At 68.9% G+C, this 16,077-nt stretch carries 14 protein-coding genes; 12 read left to right on the top strand and 2 right to left on the bottom strand.

The features are described 5' to 3' along the window. Nucleotides 1-136 precede the first annotated feature (136 nt). From E1298_RS12275 to E1298_RS12265, 3 genes are all read left to right on the top strand, one after another. A complete protein-coding gene (locus E1298_RS12275) occupies nt 137-913 on the top strand; it encodes a class I SAM-dependent methyltransferase (protein WP_131892486.1) in 777 nt (258 codons plus the stop codon). 364 nt (nt 914-1,277) lie between these two features. Then, nucleotides 1,278-2,138, top strand: coding sequence for a heme oxygenase-like domain-containing protein (locus E1298_RS12270; protein ID WP_131892484.1), 861 nt, complete (start codon nt 1,278-1,280; stop codon nt 2,136-2,138). Then, complete coding sequence (locus tag E1298_RS12265; RefSeq protein WP_131892482.1) at nt 2,135-2,899, top strand: hypothetical protein; 765 nt, start codon at nt 2,135-2,137, stop codon at nt 2,897-2,899. Before E1298_RS12270 ends, E1298_RS12265 begins: the two co-directional genes overlap by 4 nt. A gap of 292 nt (nt 2,900-3,191) precedes the next feature. Here E1298_RS12265 and E1298_RS12260 read toward each other — a convergent pair whose 3' ends face one another. Next, nucleotides 3,192-4,034 (bottom strand): SDR family oxidoreductase, encoded by an 843-nt coding sequence (locus E1298_RS12260; protein ID WP_131892480.1) that lies wholly within the window; start codon nt 4,032-4,034, stop codon nt 3,192-3,194. Nucleotides 4,035-4,145: 111 nt separating this feature from the next. On the opposite strand from E1298_RS12260, the gene E1298_RS12255 reads away from it, so the two are divergent. The 5 genes from E1298_RS12255 (at nt 4,146) to E1298_RS12235 (ending at nt 10,119) form a co-directional block, all read left to right on the top strand. Further along, nucleotides 4,146-4,706 carry a DUF3558 family protein gene (locus E1298_RS12255; RefSeq protein WP_131892478.1) on the top strand — a complete coding sequence of 187 codons (561 nt, stop codon included), beginning with the start codon at nt 4,146-4,148 and terminating at the stop codon, nt 4,704-4,706. A gap of 169 nt (nt 4,707-4,875) precedes the next feature. Continuing rightward, nucleotides 4,876-6,216, top strand: coding sequence for an ABC transporter substrate-binding protein (locus E1298_RS12250; protein ID WP_165975436.1), 1,341 nt, complete (start codon nt 4,876-4,878; stop codon nt 6,214-6,216). Between the two features lie 128 nt (nt 6,217-6,344). Then, nucleotides 6,345-7,562 (top strand): serine hydrolase domain-containing protein, encoded by a 1,218-nt coding sequence (locus E1298_RS12245; RefSeq protein WP_207944579.1) that lies wholly within the window; start codon nt 6,345-6,347, stop codon nt 7,560-7,562. Between the two features lie 13 nt (nt 7,563-7,575). Continuing rightward, nucleotides 7,576-8,928, top strand: coding sequence for a serine hydrolase domain-containing protein (locus E1298_RS12240; protein WP_165975435.1), 1,353 nt, complete (start codon nt 7,576-7,578; stop codon nt 8,926-8,928). A gap of 27 nt (nt 8,929-8,955) precedes the next feature. Continuing rightward, a complete protein-coding gene (locus E1298_RS12235) occupies nt 8,956-10,119 on the top strand; it encodes a dipeptidase (protein ID WP_131892470.1) in 1,164 nt (387 codons plus the stop codon). 103 nt (nt 10,120-10,222) lie between these two features. On the opposite strand, the gene E1298_RS12230 is transcribed toward E1298_RS12235, so the two are convergent. Continuing rightward, nucleotides 10,223-11,461: a metal-dependent hydrolase family protein gene (locus E1298_RS12230; RefSeq protein ID WP_131892468.1), complete on the bottom strand. Its 1,239-nt coding sequence runs from the start codon at nt 11,459-11,461 to the stop codon at nt 10,223-10,225. A 231-nt stretch (nt 11,462-11,692) separates the two neighbouring features. Between E1298_RS12230 and E1298_RS12225 the strand changes: the two genes are divergently transcribed. From E1298_RS12225 to E1298_RS12210, 4 genes are read left to right on the top strand one after another with little or no spacing between them, the layout of a single operon-like run. Further along, nucleotides 11,693-12,373, top strand: coding sequence for a TetR/AcrR family transcriptional regulator (locus E1298_RS12225; RefSeq protein ID WP_165975434.1), 681 nt, complete (start codon nt 11,693-11,695; stop codon nt 12,371-12,373). Beyond that, the gene (locus E1298_RS12220; protein ID WP_131892464.1) at nt 12,373-13,935 is read left to right on the top strand and encodes an AMP-binding protein; all 1,563 of its coding nucleotides are present in this window, start codon (nt 12,373-12,375) and stop codon (nt 13,933-13,935) included. Before E1298_RS12225 ends, E1298_RS12220 begins: the two co-directional genes overlap by 1 nt. 24 nt (nt 13,936-13,959) lie before the next feature. Then, nucleotides 13,960-15,114, top strand: a complete 1,155-nt coding sequence (locus E1298_RS12215; protein ID WP_131892462.1) for an acyl-CoA dehydrogenase family protein — start codon at nt 13,960-13,962, stop codon at nt 15,112-15,114. 13 nt (nt 15,115-15,127) lie between these two features. Continuing rightward, nucleotides 15,128-16,075 (top strand): serine/threonine dehydratase, encoded by a 948-nt coding sequence (locus tag E1298_RS12210; RefSeq protein WP_131892460.1) that lies wholly within the window; start codon nt 15,128-15,130, stop codon nt 16,073-16,075. Nucleotides 16,076-16,077: the final 2 nt, after the last annotated feature.

Raw genomic sequence — 16,077 nt, 5'->3', positions numbered from 1 at the left:
CCGGCAGCGGGTAGCAACGGCTCAAGCTGCGCCCACGCCCGATCAGTCAACTCACCACCACGCACCACAGACGATCATCCAACCGGACCAGCACCCGCAACACGATCATTTATCAGACACCGCCTAGGCTGCGGCGATGGAACACGTGACCGCAGCATCCGAGAGCTTCGCCCAGTCTGCAGATCGAGGCCCGGTGAACGACTACGACGGTTTCGCCGAGGCGTACTCGGTGGAGAACGAGAACAGCCTCGTGAACGCGTACTACGAGCGGCCCGCGATGCTGGCCCTCGCCGGAGACGTGGCCGGCCGTCGGATCCTGGACGCCGGTTGCGGCTCGGGCGCCCTGTCGGCTGAACTGCGCGACCACGGTGCGGTCGTCACCGGCATCGACGCCAGCGCCGGGATGCTGGCGTTGGCGAGGCGGCGACTCGGTGACGACGCAGACCTGCACGTGGTCGACCTGAACGACCGCCTGCCGTTCGACGACGGTGCGTTCGACGACGTGGTCGCGTCGCTGGTGCTGCACTACCTGGAAGATTGGGAGCCGACGCTGGCCGAGTTGCGGCGAGTGCTCAGGCCCGGCGGTCGGCTGATCGCGTCGGTGGACCACCCTGTCGTCGCCTACACCATTCAGGAGCCTCGGCCCGACTACTTTGCGACCACCAGCTATGACTTCGACTGGTCATTCAATGGGCAGTTCGTCCCGATGAGGTTCTGGCGCAAGCCGCTCCACGCGATGACCGATGCCTTCACCGCCGCCGGTTTCCGCCTTTGCGCCATCAGCGAGCCGCAGCCCGATCCGGCCGCCCGTGAACTGTTCCCCGACGAGTTCCACGGCCTTTCGACCAAACCCTGCTTCCTGTTCTTCGTCGTCGAGGTACCACCGTCGGCCACCAGGTCGGACGACTACTAAAGGGCATCTTGGCGCGGACCAGGCCGGTGTAGATCGCCACCACCACGCGCGGAACGTCGTCCCAATGCCGGGCGATCAGGTCACGGCGAACGGGGCCAGCGGTCCGTCGCGTTGGCAAGGTGGGTAAGAGAGCCGTAGCGGGCGAGCAGGTGGGGTGTGACGTAGACGCCCCGGCTCCAGGGAGGCGATGGAACCGAGCACTCCCTCTGCGCCCGCAAGAGGTTTGCCTCGGGGAACGGAAGAGCGCGACACCTTCTCAAAGCGCGACACCTTGAGCGGCTGGGCGGTGTCTGCCTGCGGAAGGTTCTGGGGACTACCGGAAATAGGACGTGCCGACAAGCGCGCAGCCGGTGATCGTCGGCTTGTGCTGCAGTGCATCGAGATTACAGAGGAGGACGAGATGGGCTTGCTGGATGAGAGCAAGAAATCGGCAGGCGCCCCGGAAAGCGTCGACTACCAGCAGCACGCCCGCGACGGACAGACCTCCGGGAATGAGCTGCTGGAGCGCTACGAGGAACAGATCGAGGCGGCTCGTACGGCGTTCGCCGAGCACTGGGCGGTGTCCACGCTCACTGATCCAGACGTTCCGCCCCATCTGTTCGCTCAGTGGCTGTACCGCTACAGCCTGCACGGTCCCCAGGTGACCCGGGACGTGGAACGGTGGCTGGCGACCGCCGGCCGACGATGTGAGGAGCTCGGGCTGACACGCATCGGCCGTGGGTTCGTCGGACATGCCCGCGGAGAGCACGGCCACGACCAAATGATGATCGCCGACGCGCGAGCCCTGACCGGACGCATCGCCGGCTTGAGTGGCGCGGTGCTGGACACCGAGACGATCCTGGGCACCCCGCTGGACGACGCCGGCACCTACAACGCGCAGTTCGAGGACATCATCGCCGGTGAGCACCCGTACTACATGGCATCGGCCTCATACGAGATGGAGCGGCTGTCCACCACGATGGCGATCGATCTGGTCGCCAATGCCCGAAAGATCCTGGGCGATGACCCGCACGCCGGGTACTACTTCCTTGCCGAGCACGTCGAGCTCGATGTCGGGCACACCGCCTTCAACCGACGCCAGCTCGGCGAGGTTCTGGCCCTCTACCCCGACCAGTTGGCCACGCTGGTGGAGCATGGCGGCCGGTCGATCCTCAACTACGCCGGCTTCATGGGCGAGTGTCTACGCCTGGCCCAGAACGACCTTCAGACGGTCGCGCGGCCGTGACCACTCGCAGCCATCACCCCGACACAGCGCTTCTGCTCCGGCACCACGGACGGGCGGTGGCCGTGTGGCACCTGGCCGCAACAGCCTTAACCAGTGAGCCACTGGAAACGGTTCGGGCCTTTCGTGCCCGGGTGCTGTACGCCAAGGGGCGCCGGCCCGATTTCCGTGATAGTACCGGGCGATTCTGGGATCCGCAGGACCTCGACTTCGGCGCCTGGCACATCACCGTCGACGACCCCACCGGTCGCCCGGCCGCCTATGCCCGACTGTGTCCACCCCAGCTCATCGGCCAGTTCCAAACCCGCGACTACCTGGGAGCAGAGACCTTTACCAAAATCACCCGGTCTCTGGGCGAACCCAAGGGCGTCCTTGGCCTACCGGAGGGGATCTGGGAAGCCAGCCGTCTGGTCTCTGACGAGCATGTCCGCGGGCAAGGTTACGGAGCTTTGGCGCAGGCGGCCTATCTGGCCTTGGCCCGCGTCCAGGGCGCCAATGCGGTCATCGGACTGTCGGGCACCAAGGACGGCCAGGAGAAATTCCACCAGCAGTTCGGCTACACCACCTTGCCCGACACCGAAGGCTACGAACCCCACTACACCGAAGGCGTCTGCGTCGTAATCTGGCCCACTCGCCAAACCGCCGGACGCTACGAGCCCCTCGTCGACTCCCTGGCGAGCGAACTCGCCAACAAGCTGGCTCCCTCGTCCGGAGACAGTCAGGGAACCGTCAACGAATTGGGGATCAACGGTGTGCTCATCTGACACCCCAGCTCCAACGAGCGCCAGAATCGGCGGCGTGGATACTCGGACGGGCCAGATGCCGACGCCGTGTTCCAGATGCGGGTGGGGCGAGCGGTTCGCCTACGCCTACGACTTCTTCGCCGGCCGGCGGCTGGAGGTCCGAGTGGAGCAGGTCCTGCCGTGGAGTCCAGGAGTTCCTGGAGCGGCGGCTGCGCCGACCCCTTACGCCATCGCCCTGGGTCCAGCGGGACCAGTAGCCCTCGCTCAAGACGGCTCGTCGGCGCGATGACGGACTTGTGACGCTCAGCCCGGCTTACTCGACCCGGGCTTTGGGGACGGCGTTGAGCAGCGCTTCCATCCGGGCCCGGATCGGGGCGGCGTTGTCGGGAGCCGTGAGGATGTAGGGACGGTCGTGGATGATCGCGTCGACGACGAGTTCGCCCACGACCGATGGTTGGACGCCCTGGTCGTGCACCAGGTTCTGTGCGACGTCCAGGATCGTCTCGATCTTGGCGGAGCGCTTCGGCGCGTCCGCCGGACGGAGGCGCCGGGCGTTGTCCACCCCGTCGGTGGCCACTGGTCCGGGGCACAGGACGCTCACGCCGATCCCGTGGTGGGCCAGTTCCACGCGCAGGGATTCGCTCAGGCCGACCACCGCGAACTTCGACGCGTGGTAGAGGAAGCCTGACCTGTAGAGAAGTGACTCACCGTCGACGAAGAGGCCGGCGGCCGAGGCGGTGTTGACGATGTGCCCGCCGAGCCCGCGCTCGATCATGCGCGGCACGAATGCCTGGAGGCCGTTGTAGACGCCGTTCGCGTTGACTCCCATGACGTAGTCCCACAGGGTGTGGTCCATACGCGACGGCGAGACGGAATCGAGGATGCCGGCGTTGTTGACGACGATGCTCACCGGGCCGAGCTCCGCCTCCACGGTGTCCGCGACGTCGACGTACCGTTGCCGATCGCGGACGTCGAGCTTGTAGGACCGGGCGTTCGTCGCCGCCGACAGTTCGTCCTCGGCTCGTTTCAGGGCGGGATCGTCGAGGTCGGCCACCGCGACGGAGACACCGCGGTCGGCGAGCGAGCGGGCAATGGCCAGCCCGATGCCGCGCGCTCCGCCGGTGACGAAGGCCGTGCGGCCTGAGAGGGAATCCACTGTCTCCTCCTGACTCGGCGCTGCTCGCTTCCGCGGGTTGCCGAAAAGCCTTGCGTCACCGTAGGCGTATCAGCATAGTGTACAAGCATACGTCATAAGGGAGGTCCGCCCATGAGGATCCTCGCTGGTCTTTCCGGGTCTCTGCTGGTCCTCGCGCTCGCTGTCACCGGCTGCGGCGATGACGGCGGGGGCGATGAGGGCGGGGGCGAGGATGCGAAGGGCACTCCGTCCGCGTCGCCCGGCGCCAAGAGCGCGGACGCGGGGGTGGACGTCTGCAAGCTGCTGACGCCCCGCGACCTGGAGGCGTCGTTCGGTAGGCCGTTCGGCGACGGCAAGCCGGCCCACCAGGAGGACTCCGGGGCGGACCAGTGCGTCTGGACGAGCACGGGCGCCGCGTCGGGTGCGACCTTCTCGATCACCGTGCTGAGCCAGGGCCGCCTGGCCGGCGCGTTCAAGAGCAACGGCGCGAGTGTGGCCGAGCTGTTCAAGCAGACCAAGCTCGCGTACCCGAACGCCAAGGCCGTCAAGCTCGGCGACGAAGCCTTCGCCTCCGTCAGTGAGCTGCAGGTGTTGGAACGCGACACTTGGTACTCGCTCTCGTTCCACGGCGGCGGCGGCAACGCGGTCGGCGGACTGAAGGAGCTGGCCAGACGGGTGGTCGGCCGGCGCTGACCACTTTCGCGGAAATCGCCGAGCGGGCCTTGCCACCCGTGGCGTATCTCCATAGTGTATGCCCATACGTGATCGCGCTCAGCACCTCGCCGGCGGCCCCGGGCGGTCACACGAGGTTGGACAGCGCGGCGATGACCCGCCGGTGCTGAGATTGAGGGAGTCAGGATCGATGATGCGTATTCGGAAGACCGTTCTCGCGGTCTGTGGCGCTGCCGTCCTGGCCGCTTGCGGCGGCGGCAGCGGGGGCAGCGGCAAAGAACCCAAGGCCGGCGGTTCGGACTTCAAGCTGACGACCTCCGGTCCGATCGAGATCGGGATGCTGATCACCGACACCCGCGCCGAGACCGCGCGGAACGGCGTCGGGACCGTGAGCCCGTACCGTGACGCGGCCCATGCCATGTTCGACAAGATCAATGCCGGCGGCGGCATCAACGGACGGAAGATCAAGGTCGTCGACGAGGCCGTCGATTTCAGCGCCCCCAACCACGACACGACGTTCGAGGGGATCTGCCAGCGGTTCACGAAGGACAACAACGTCCAGGCCGTGGTCTACGACGGCATCATCTACAACGAGAGCTTCAACAACTGCCTCACGAAGGCGGGCGTTCCGACCCTGTACATGGGCCAGACCGGATCGCCCGTCGGTGACGACAAGTCGCTCAAGGACGGCCCCGGCGTGATCGCGGTCAACGCGGTGAGCGCGACCCGCCGCGTCGAGAGCATCATGAACAAGGCCATCGCGGCCAAGTACCTTCGCTCCGGCAGCAGGATCGGCGTCGTCATCGAGGACTGCCCCTACAACGAGCGCGCCTACGACAAGACCCTCAAGCCCATCGCCGACAAGGGCGGCATCGCCCTCGTCAAGGCGGAGCTCAAGTGCGCCCACGGGTACGCCGACAACGGGCCGAACCTCGCCATGATCCAGTCGCTCGCGCTGAAGTTCAAGTCCCAGAACGTCGACAGCGTCATGTTCCTGACGCTGTACGAGAACGGGCTCATCTACTACTTCGCGCAGGGTGCGCACGCGCAGAAGTGGTCGCCGCAGTACCTGCTCTTCCACTCCCAGGGCGGCGCCGACAACATGAAGATCTTCCCGGCCGAGCAGCTGACCAGCATGCGCGGTTTCGGCGGCTTCCCCGGCATCGACGTGACCGAGCCGCCGGCGCCGCCCGCGGCGCAGGCCGCAGTGCGCGACGGCTGCCTGGCGGACGCACGCACCGCCGGCCTGGCGGTCCAGAAGACCTCCGACCAGATCACCGTCTTCCAGGCGTGCGACGCTGTGCGGCTGCTGCAGCAGGGTCTGACCAAGAGCGGCGGACTGGGCGGGACCGAGAAGCTCGTGGCCGGGATCGAGACGATCGGGACGGGCTTCGTCAGCGCCCTCACCCTGAACGGTGCCACCAAGTTCGGGCCGGACCGGCACGACGGCATGGAGCTGACCGCCGTGTCCACCTTCGACACCGGCTGCAAGTGCTTCAAGTACGCGACCTCGCCAGAGCCGATCAAGTAGCGCCTGCCACTCGGGCCGGGGTCACTCGGCCCGAGTGCGGCGGCCGAACTCTCCGAACGGAAATCGAACTTCCCGAACGGTACTCAAGAAGGCGGGACGACAGCATGAACACGAAGAGCGGGGCAGCAATGAACGGGCAAGTCGAGGACGGCTGGGGCAAGGTCGCGGATGCCTTCCACGCGAACTTCGAGGGGAGCCCCGGCGAGGTGGGCGCGTCGTGCTGCGTCTACGTCGGCGGCCGTCCAGTCGTGGACCTCTGGGGCGGGCTCGCCGACAGCGAGACCAAGCGGCCCTGGAAGAAGGACACCATCTCCCTGCCCGCGTCCACGACGAAGGGCGCGACCGCGATCTGCGCGCACATGCTGGTGGAGCGCGGTGAGCTGGACCTGGACGCCCCGGTCGTCAAGTACTGGCCCGAGTTCGGAGCCGGCGGCAAGGACCGGATCCCGGTGCGCTGGCTGCTCTCGCACCAGGCCGGCCTGCCGGTCGTCGACGGCCGGTTCACGTTCGAGGAGGCGTGCGCCGGAGAACCGGTGCTCCGTGCGCTGGAGGCGCAGCGGCCGGAGTGGGAGCCCGGAACCGAGCACGTCTACCACGCCCTCACCTACGGGTACCTGGTCGGCGAGGTCGTGCGCCGCATCTCCGGCAAGTCGCTCGGGACCTTCTTCCGCGACGAGGTGGCCGGTCCGCTCGGGCTGAACGCCTACATCGGGCTGCCCGAGGAAGAAGAAGGGAAGGTGGCGCGGATCGACTTCGACGCTCCGCCCACCATGGAGAACATGATCGCCGGGATGATCGAGACCACCGGGCTCGACGCCGACACGGTCACCAGGTGGATCACCGCCATCTGGGGCGAGGGTTCGATCCAGGCCCGCGCCGGCTCGCTCGGCGGTGCCTTTGACAACGCCTCCGAGTTCATGCACGGGCGCGCCTACCGCGCCGCCGAGTTCCCGGCCGCGAACATGCTCACGGACGCGCGGTCGCTGGCCCGCATGTACGCCGCCACGGTGAGCGAGGTCGACGGCGTCCGGCTGCTGGGTCCGGCCACCGTCGAGCGGGCCATCGAGGTCCAGACCGACCGGACCCGGATGCACGGACTGCCCGCCGACCTGGACATCCCGGCCAACCGTTCCTTCTACATGTCCCTCGGGTTCTGGCGGGCCTGCCCGCCGATGCCCTTGGCGGGGCCGAGGTCGTTCGGCCACCCGGGCTCCGGCGGATCGATCGCCTTCGGCGACCCCGATGCCGAGGTCGGCTTCGGCTACGTCACGAACCTCTTTTCCTTCCGGCCCGGCGAACGGCGGGCCTTCGACCTTGCCGACGCGGTCCGATCGTGCCTCGGCTGACGGGAGACCTCACATGACCGAACTCCAGGAGACGCTCCAGGAACTGGTCGCCCGATTCGGCATCCCCGGCGCCGTGGCAGGCGTCCTTGAGGACGGCCGGATCGAGACCGCGGCCGCCGGCGTCGCGAACCTGAACAGCGGCGTCGAGATGACGCCGGACACCCTGTTCCTGACCGGCTCGATCACCAAGGTCTGGACCACGACGCTGCTCATGACCCTCGTCGAGCAGGGGCTGGTCGACCTCGACGCGCCGGTGAAGCGCTACCTGCCGGATCTCGTCCTGGGAGATCCGCAGGCCGCGGACGCGCTGGTCGTGCGGCACCTCGTCACCCACTCGACCGGAATCGACGCGGCGGACCTGATCGCCGACGTCGGGGACGGCGACGCGGCGATCGCGAACTGGATGCCGCTGCTGCGCGACGTCGGCCAGCTGTTCGCGCCGGGGGAGTACTTCTCCTACAGCAACGCCGGCTTCGTGCTCGCCGGCCGGCTCATCGAGGTCGTCACCGGTGAGGGCTTCTCCACCGCGATGCGGCAACGGCTGTTCGCGCCGCTGGGGCTGGAACGCAGCATGTTCACGGCCAAGGAGGCCATCCTGCACCGGATGGCGATCGGCCATAGGCCGGTGGACGGCCGAATGACGCCGAGCGAGCTGTTCATGATGCCCGAATGCCTGGGGCCGGCGGGCACGACGCTCATCACCTCGGTGCAGGACACGCTGACCTTCGTGCAGAGCCACCTGCCGACCCTCACCTCGGCCAAGCGCGTGCTCAGCGCCGAGTCCGTCGACCGGATGGCCGCCCACCACCTCGACTTCCCGGTGCCGGAGACGGGCTCGGTCGGCCTGAGCTGGCTCCGCAAGCAGTACGGCGATCGTGTCGTGCTCACCCACAGCGGGGGTTCCTACGGCGGCGCGGCGATGGTCGGCGTCGTCCCCGACAGCGGCGCCGCCTATGTCGCCTTCGCGAACGGCGGCCCGGGCTCGATGGCCTTGCACTACGAACTCGCCAAGGTCGTGTTGCAGGACCGGTTCGGTCTGCCCGCACCGCTGGCGCCCGACCTTTCCGGTCCGGAGCCGGAGCCGAGCCGATACCACGGCCACTACGTCTGCTGGGGCTGCGACCTCACCGTCACGGGCGACGGCGACGCACTCAACTACCGGGCCAAGTTCACCGACCCGGTGCTCGGCCGCAACCGTGCGGAGCCGCCCCCGCTCCGGTTGCGGCCGATCGGCGAACAGGGCCTGGCCCTGGCCGACCACCCCGATCAACCGCCCTTCGGCTACGGCGTCGGGGACGACGGATCCGGACACGCGGAATTCCTGTTCATCCTGGACCACCTCGTTCCTCGGACAGGCGACCACTAACACCGATGAAGGCTTCGGAGGGTCTTGATGACGGAAGAGTTCGGCACGTTCGACTTCGGCTTGGACGAGGCGCAGGAGGAGCGTGCCGCACGGCTGCATCGCGAGAGCATCATCGTCGATGCGCTGTTTCAGGGCCCGGTCGGATACCGGGCGTTCGACGAGGAGATGCACAAGGAGCTGCGCTCGGCCCTGGAGGCGCGAGAGGGCGACAAGCTGGGCACCTTCACCGACGGGCTGATGCTGCCCGTCCGCCGGGCGTTCGAGGGCCGGCTGGACGCGGTGAAGGACCATTGGGACGCGAGCGGCATCACCTGCGGCAACCGTCAGGTGGAACTGGTGGACGACCACGACGCCTGGAAGCGCAGCTTCGGGTTCATGCAGAAGCAGTTCGACTGCTTCCCGTGGCTGACCAAGGCCCTGACCGCCGCCGACATCCGCCGCGCGCACGAGACCGGAACCCACGCCGGCCTGGTCAGCAGCCAGGTCATGCTGGGTCCGTGGCGTGATCTGGACGTGCTGCTCTTCGCGCACGACCACGGCTTGCGGATGTGCCAGCTCACCTACAACAACTTGACCAAGGTCGGGGCCGGCTGCACCGAGCGCACCGACGCCGGCCTGTCGTCGTTCGGCGTCGCGAGCGTCAAGTTCATGAACGGACTCGGCGTGATCGTCGACACGGGCCACGTCGGCCGGCAGACCACGCTCGACGCCTGCGAGGTGTCGGAGAAGCCGGTCGTCGCCTCGCACACCGCGGCACAGGGCGTGTTCGCGCACGCGCGCGGCAAGAGCGACGAGGAGCTGCGCGCGATCGCCGGCACGGGCGGCTTCATCGGCGTGGTGGCCGTTCCCTTCTTCCTCGCCCCGGGATCGTCGGTCACCCTCGACTCGATGCTCGACCACATCGAGTACGTCGCCGAGGTGGCCGGCGTCGACCACGTCGGGATCGGCACCGACTGGCCCTTGCAGCTGCCCGAGTGGATGCTCAGCGACCTCGTCCAGCCGATCTTCGCCGAGACCGGCTTCCGGCCCGAGGACGGCCTGGTCGCGACGCAGGGGCTGATCGGGTTCGACGACTACCGGGACTTCCCGAACGTCACCCGCGGCCTCGTCGGGCGCGGCTGGCCGGACGAGGACATCGCCAAGGTCCTCGGCGGGAACTTCCTGCGCGTGATGGAGGCGGTCTGCGGCTGACCCCCGCGCACCACGAACCGCCCGGCTCGATCAGCGATCGAGCCGGGCGGTTCCCGCTGCCGATGTTCCACGCGCTGCTTGGTGCTGATGAGCGGCGCGGGAATCAGGACGTTCGCTCGTCCTTCGCGACCACGCCGTTCTGCAGGACGAGCACGACGTTGCCGGGCTCGGCGAACAGGGCGGGGTCGTCCAGGGGGTTCTGCGCGAACGCGACCAGGTCCGCCTGCTTCCCGACCTCAAGGGTGCCGATCTCGCCGTCGAGTCCGAGGAGGCCGGCGTTGACCCGCGTGGCCGCGATCAGGGCCTCCATGGGCGACTCGGCCGCCGACCGCAGGGTCAGTTCCTCGCCCCGGCGGCTCTGGTCGGGCCCGATGAGGTCCGATCCGAGCCCGACGCGGACGCTGGCGGCCTTGGCGGCGAGCAATCCGTCGATCATCGCGTCGCGGACCTGCTCCGCTCGCTCGGCGAAATGGGCGGGCAGGCCGAGCCCGCCGACGTTCCGGATCACCGCCTCGACGGCCGTGAGCGTGGGGACGAGGGTGACCTGGCGGTCGGCCATGAGCGCGGCCGTCTCCTCGTCGATGCCGGTGCCGTGTTCCACGCACCGCACGCCGGCCAGGACGGCGTTGCGGATGCCTTCGACGTTGTGGGCGTGGACGGTGACGTAGGTGCCCCGGGCCGCGGCCTCGGCGACGGCCACCGCGATCTCCGCGGTGCTGAACTGGGTGTCGGTGAGCTTGTCGTGGTGGGAGATGACGCCGCCGGTGACGCACAGCTTGAGGAACTCGGCACCGCCCCGGAAGGATTCGCGGACGCTCTTTCGCATCTCCTCGGGACCGTCCGAGATCGTCGCCAGTGTCCGCAGGCCGGGAACCACCCGGCCGCGCCACAATTCGGAGGGCTCCCATTCGGAGGCGTAATGGCCGTGCCCTCCGGTCTGGCAATGGATGGGGCCGCACTGGACGATCCGGGGCCCGGGGACCTTGCCCGATGCGACGACGCGGGCGAGGCCGGCGTCGATGCCCCCGCAGTCCCGCACCGTGGTGAAACCGGCGCGCAGGGTCTGGCCGCAATTGGAGAACATGTCGGCGGCGAGCTCCGCGACGGAGATGCCGTACCCGACGCTCGCCTCCAGCTCGCTGGCCAGGCCCATGTGAACGTGTGCGTCGATCAGGCCGGGAGTCACGGTGAGGCCGGTGCAGTCGACGACTTCGGCGCCCGGCGGGGCGGACCCCCCGATCTGGGCGATCCTCCCGGCTTCGATGAGAAGTCCGGCGGCTTCGGGATCGCGCCCGGTCGCGGTGACGAGAGTGGCGCCGTGGAGCCAGAGGCCGGAGGTCATGGGCAAGGTGCTCCTTCAGCGTTCGTGTCGAGGAGGCACGGAGGGAAAATCGGTCGTCCAATGCGAGGGGGTTCGCGGGCGCGCTCACCCTGTATCGACGGATGACGCAGACTTTTCCCGTCCGAATCGCTCCCTGGGTATGGACATACACTATGCTCGTACGCAAGGCTGCGCAAGAGCGCCGCCCACGCCTGAGCGAACAGGGGACACGCCTTGACGTCAGAACCGAAGGTGCGGAAATCGGAACGGTTGCCGCGCGGCGCGCTCGACCGGGAGACGGTGGTGGCCGCCGCGCTTGAGATCGCCGATCGCGACGGTCTCAGCGGCGTCACGATGGCCCGCGTGGCCCAGGCGCTGGGCGGCAGTCCGATGTCGCTCTACCGGCACCTGAGCGACAAGCAGGAACTGCTGGACGCCGTCGTCGATCTCGCGCTGTCCGAGTCGCCGCGCATCGCCGACGACGGACGGCCCTGGCGGGTGCGCCTTGAGGAGTTCGCGCTGGCCTCCCGGCTCAACGCGTTGCGGCACCCGGCCCTCATTGAGATCCACCTGGAGAACTCCGTCCGCGGGCCGGGCGCGGCCGCCGTCGGGCTCGACATCATCGGCCTGCTGCACCAGGCCGGATTCGACGACGCCTCGTCGATCCGCGGGTTCATGGCGCTGCGCAACTACCTCCTCGGCGCCATGGCCTGGGAGATCTCGCGGTTCCGCAGCGGCGCCGAGGAGTTCGCCCACCAGGTGGACGACACGTTCGTGCACGAGGACACACCGGCGGACTCGCCGCTGCGCCGCCTGGGCGAAGTGCTCACCACGGACCCGGAGGCGCAGTTCATGTACGGGCTCAGGAGCCTGCTCGACGGATTCGAAGCCGAGTTGCGGCGAATCAAGCGTCGGGCCCGACAGGAGAAGTGATGGCCCCTATGACAGACCTCTACCGCCGACCGACCTTCGCCGACATGGTCTCGCGCTCGCTCCAGAACCATCCCGATCGCGTCGCGTTCATCACCCCGGCCGGTGACCTGTCGTACGAGCAGCTGCGCCGGCTGATCGCGCGGATCGCGTTCGCCATGCGGGACGCCGGGGTGAGGTCGGGGGACGGCGTGGCCATGCTCGCCCCCAACCGGCCCGAGGCGTTCGCCACGCTGATCGCCGCGATGTCGCTGGGCGCGCGGTACACCCCGCTGCATCCGATGGGCTCCTTGGCGGACCACGTCACCGTCTGCGCCGACGCCGACATCACGACGATCGTCGCCGACGGGTCGCGGTACGCCGAGCACGGTGCGGCTCTCGCGGCCGAGCTGGACGCGGGCCCGCGGGTGCTTCACATCGGCGGCGGATCGCCGTCCGACGTCCTGGCGGGCCCCGACACGGACGAGCCCATCCCCGCACTGGCGAGCGAGTCCGACATCGGGCTGCTCGGATACACCGGCGGGACCACCGGCCGGCCCAAGGGCGTGATGCTCCCTCATCGTTCACTGGTCGCGCACCTCTACCTCAGCGTGGCGCATTGGCAGCTCCCCGCCGAGCTCCGGTTCCTGGGCTCGACGCCGTTGACCCATGCGCTGGCGGGCATCGTGCCACCGGTGTTCCATCAGGGCGGAAGCGTCGTGCTCACCCAGGGCTTCGACCCCGCGGAGTTCTGCGAGACCGTCCAGAGGCACCGGATCACCGCGACCTTCCTCGTGCCGAGCATGATCTACGTGCTGCTCGACCACATCGCCGAGCACCCCGCGGACCTGTCGAGCCTGCAGACGATCCTCTACGGCGCCGCGCCGATGTCACCCGACCGGCTCGAACAGGCCCTCGATGTGTTCGGGCCCGTGTTCGTGCAGTTCTTCGGGCAGAGCGAGGCGCCGAACACCGTCACGTGCCTGAGCAAGGAGGACCACGACCTGCGGCGGCCCAAGCTGCTCGCCTCCTGCGGAAAGCCGCATCCGATGCTGGACGTCGCCGTCCTCGACGACGAGGACCGGCCCTGCGGAACCGGCGAGCGGGGCGAGGTCTGCGTCCGCGGCCCGCTGGTCATGGACGGCTACTGGAAGCAGCCCGAGCTGACCGCGGAGACGCTGCGGAACGGATGGCTGCACACCGGCGACGTCGGTTACCTGGACGAGGAGAACTACCTGTACCTCACCGATCGCAAGAAGGACATGGTGATCACCGGCGGGTTCAACGTCTACCCGCGAGAGGTCGAGGACGCGGTGGCGACGCATCCGCAGGTCGCGGCCGCGGCGGTGATCGGGGTTCCGGACCCGAAGTGGGGCGAGGCGGTGACGGCGTTCGTCGTCAGGACCCCGGGCGCGACCGTGACGCCCGAGGAGCTCATCGCCCTCGTCCGCGAACTCAAGGGACCGGTGCACGCCCCCAAGAGCCTGGAGTTCCTGGACGCCCTGCCGCTCACGCTCCTGGGCAAGGTCGACAAGAAGCAACTGCGAGCGCGTTTCTGGGACGAGCGCGACCGGGCCGTGAACTGAATGCGTTCGGCAGGAGGAGAATCGATGAGCACCGCAACCGCCGCACGGCCGCGCTGGGTCGATGACGAGGGGGTCGTGCTGGGCGGAGTCGCCCGCGACTTCTTCCAGACCGAGGTCGTCCCGCACCTCGACCGCTTCGACCGGCAGAAGTACGTGGACCGGGAGGTGTGGCGCAAGGCCGGGGCGCTCGGACTGCTCTGCTGCGAGGTGCCCGAGGAGTACGGCGGGGGAGGCGGCACGTTCGCGCACGACGCCGTCGTGTTCAGCGAGCAGGCGCGCTCCGGCGACACCGGGCTCGGCAACCCGGTGCACAGCGGAGTGGTCGCCCCTTACCTGGTGGCCTACGGCTCCGAGGAGCAGAAGGCGCGCTGGCTGCCCGGGATGGCGACCGGTGAGATCATCGGCGCGGTCGGCATGAGCGAACCCGGCGCCGGCACCGACCTCAAGAACATCAGGACACGTGCCACGCGCAGCGGCGACCACTACGTGCTCAACGGGTCCAAGACGTTCATCAGCAACGGCGCGCAATGCGACCTCATCATCGTCGTCGCCAAGACCGACCCGGCGGCGGGTCGCGACGGGATCTCCCTGCTCGTCCTGGAAACGGCGGACGCGCCGGGATTCCGGCGCGGGCGGGTGCTCGACAAGCTGGGCATGCACGGCCAGGACACCTCGGAGCTGTTCTTCGACGACGTGCTGGTGCCGGCGGAGAACCTGCTGGGGGAGGAGGGCGCGGGCTTCGGGATGATGATGCGCGACCTTCCCCGGGAGCGCCTGGTCATCGGCGTCAACGCGGTGGCCGCCATGGAACGCGCGCTGGAGGAGTCCATCGCCTACGCGAAGGCCCGTGACGTCTTCGGCGCGCCCCTGTTCGCCATGCAGCACGTCAAGTTCGAGCTCGCCGAGCTGGCGACGATCGTGCGGACGTCCCGGGTCTTCGTGGACGACTGCGTCGAGAGGTTCATCGCCGGCACCCTCGATCCCGCGACCGCGTCGATGGCGAAGTGGTGGCTGACCCAGAACCAGTGCGACGTCACCGATCGATGCCTCCAGCTCTTCGGCGGGTACGGCTACATGCGGGAGTACCTCGTCTCCCGCCTGTACGCCGACGCGCGCGCCCAGAAGATCTACGGCGGGGCCAACGAGGTCATGAAGGACCTCATCGCCCGATCGCTGTGAGCGAGGCCGGGGAGTGAGCGTCACCGATGTCCCGGTCCCCACGTCGGACGATGTCGCGGCCGCCGCGGACCGGATCCGCGGTCACGTGCGAAGGACGCCGCTCGTCGAGGTGGCGTCCGGGACGTTCGGCGTCGGCGCGCCGCTGGTGCTCAAGCTGGAGCTGCTCCAGCACTCCGGGTCGTTCAAGCCCAGGGGAGTCTTCAACCGGGCCCTGACCCAGGACGTGCCCTCCGCGGGCCTGGTCATCGCCTCGGGCGGGAACGCCGCTCTCGCGCTGCTCCACGTGGGCGAGCGGCTCGGCCATGCCGTCGAGGTGTTCGTTCCCGAGACCGCCCCGGCGGTCAAGATCGCGAAGCTGCGCCGCCACGGCGCGCGCGTGCACCAGGCCGGCCGTGACTTCGCGGAGGCCGTGGTGGCGAGCGAGCACCGAGCGGCCGAGACCGGCGCGCTGCTCATGCACGCCTACGACCAGATGGAGGTCGTCGCGGGCCAGGGCACCGTCGGACTGGAGCTGGGGAAGCAGTGCCCGGACGTCGACACGGTGCTCGTGGCGTGCGGCGGCGGCGGCCTCGCCGGCGGGATAGCCGCCTGGTTCGACCGCCGCGTGCGCGTGGTGGCCGTCGAGGCGTCGGGCTCGCCCACGCTCGCCGCGTCCCGCGCGGCGGGCGAGCGGGTGACGATCAGCGTCGGCGGTGTCGCCGCCGACGCGCTGGGCGCGAGCCGGATCGGCGCCATCGCGTGGGAGATCGCTCGGCGCGCGATCGACGAGGTCGTGGTCGTGCCGGGGGAGGCGATCCTCGACGCGCGGCGACGCCTGTGGGACGAGCTGAGGATCTGCGCCGAACCGGGCGCCGCCGCACCGCTCGCGGCGCTCGTCGGCGGCGGCTACGTGCCCGAGGCGTACGAACGCGTCGCCGTGATCGTGTGCGGCGGGAACAGCGACCCGGCGTCCCTGTCCTGAGT

It is taken from the genome of Actinomadura rubrisoli, from assembly GCF_004349215.1.
GTDB classification, from domain to species: Bacteria; Actinomycetota; Actinomycetes; order Streptosporangiales; family Streptosporangiaceae; genus Spirillospora; species Spirillospora rubrisoli.
Note: the sequence above shows the minus strand (reverse complement) of the source record. Positions and strands in the feature narration are given on the sequence as shown.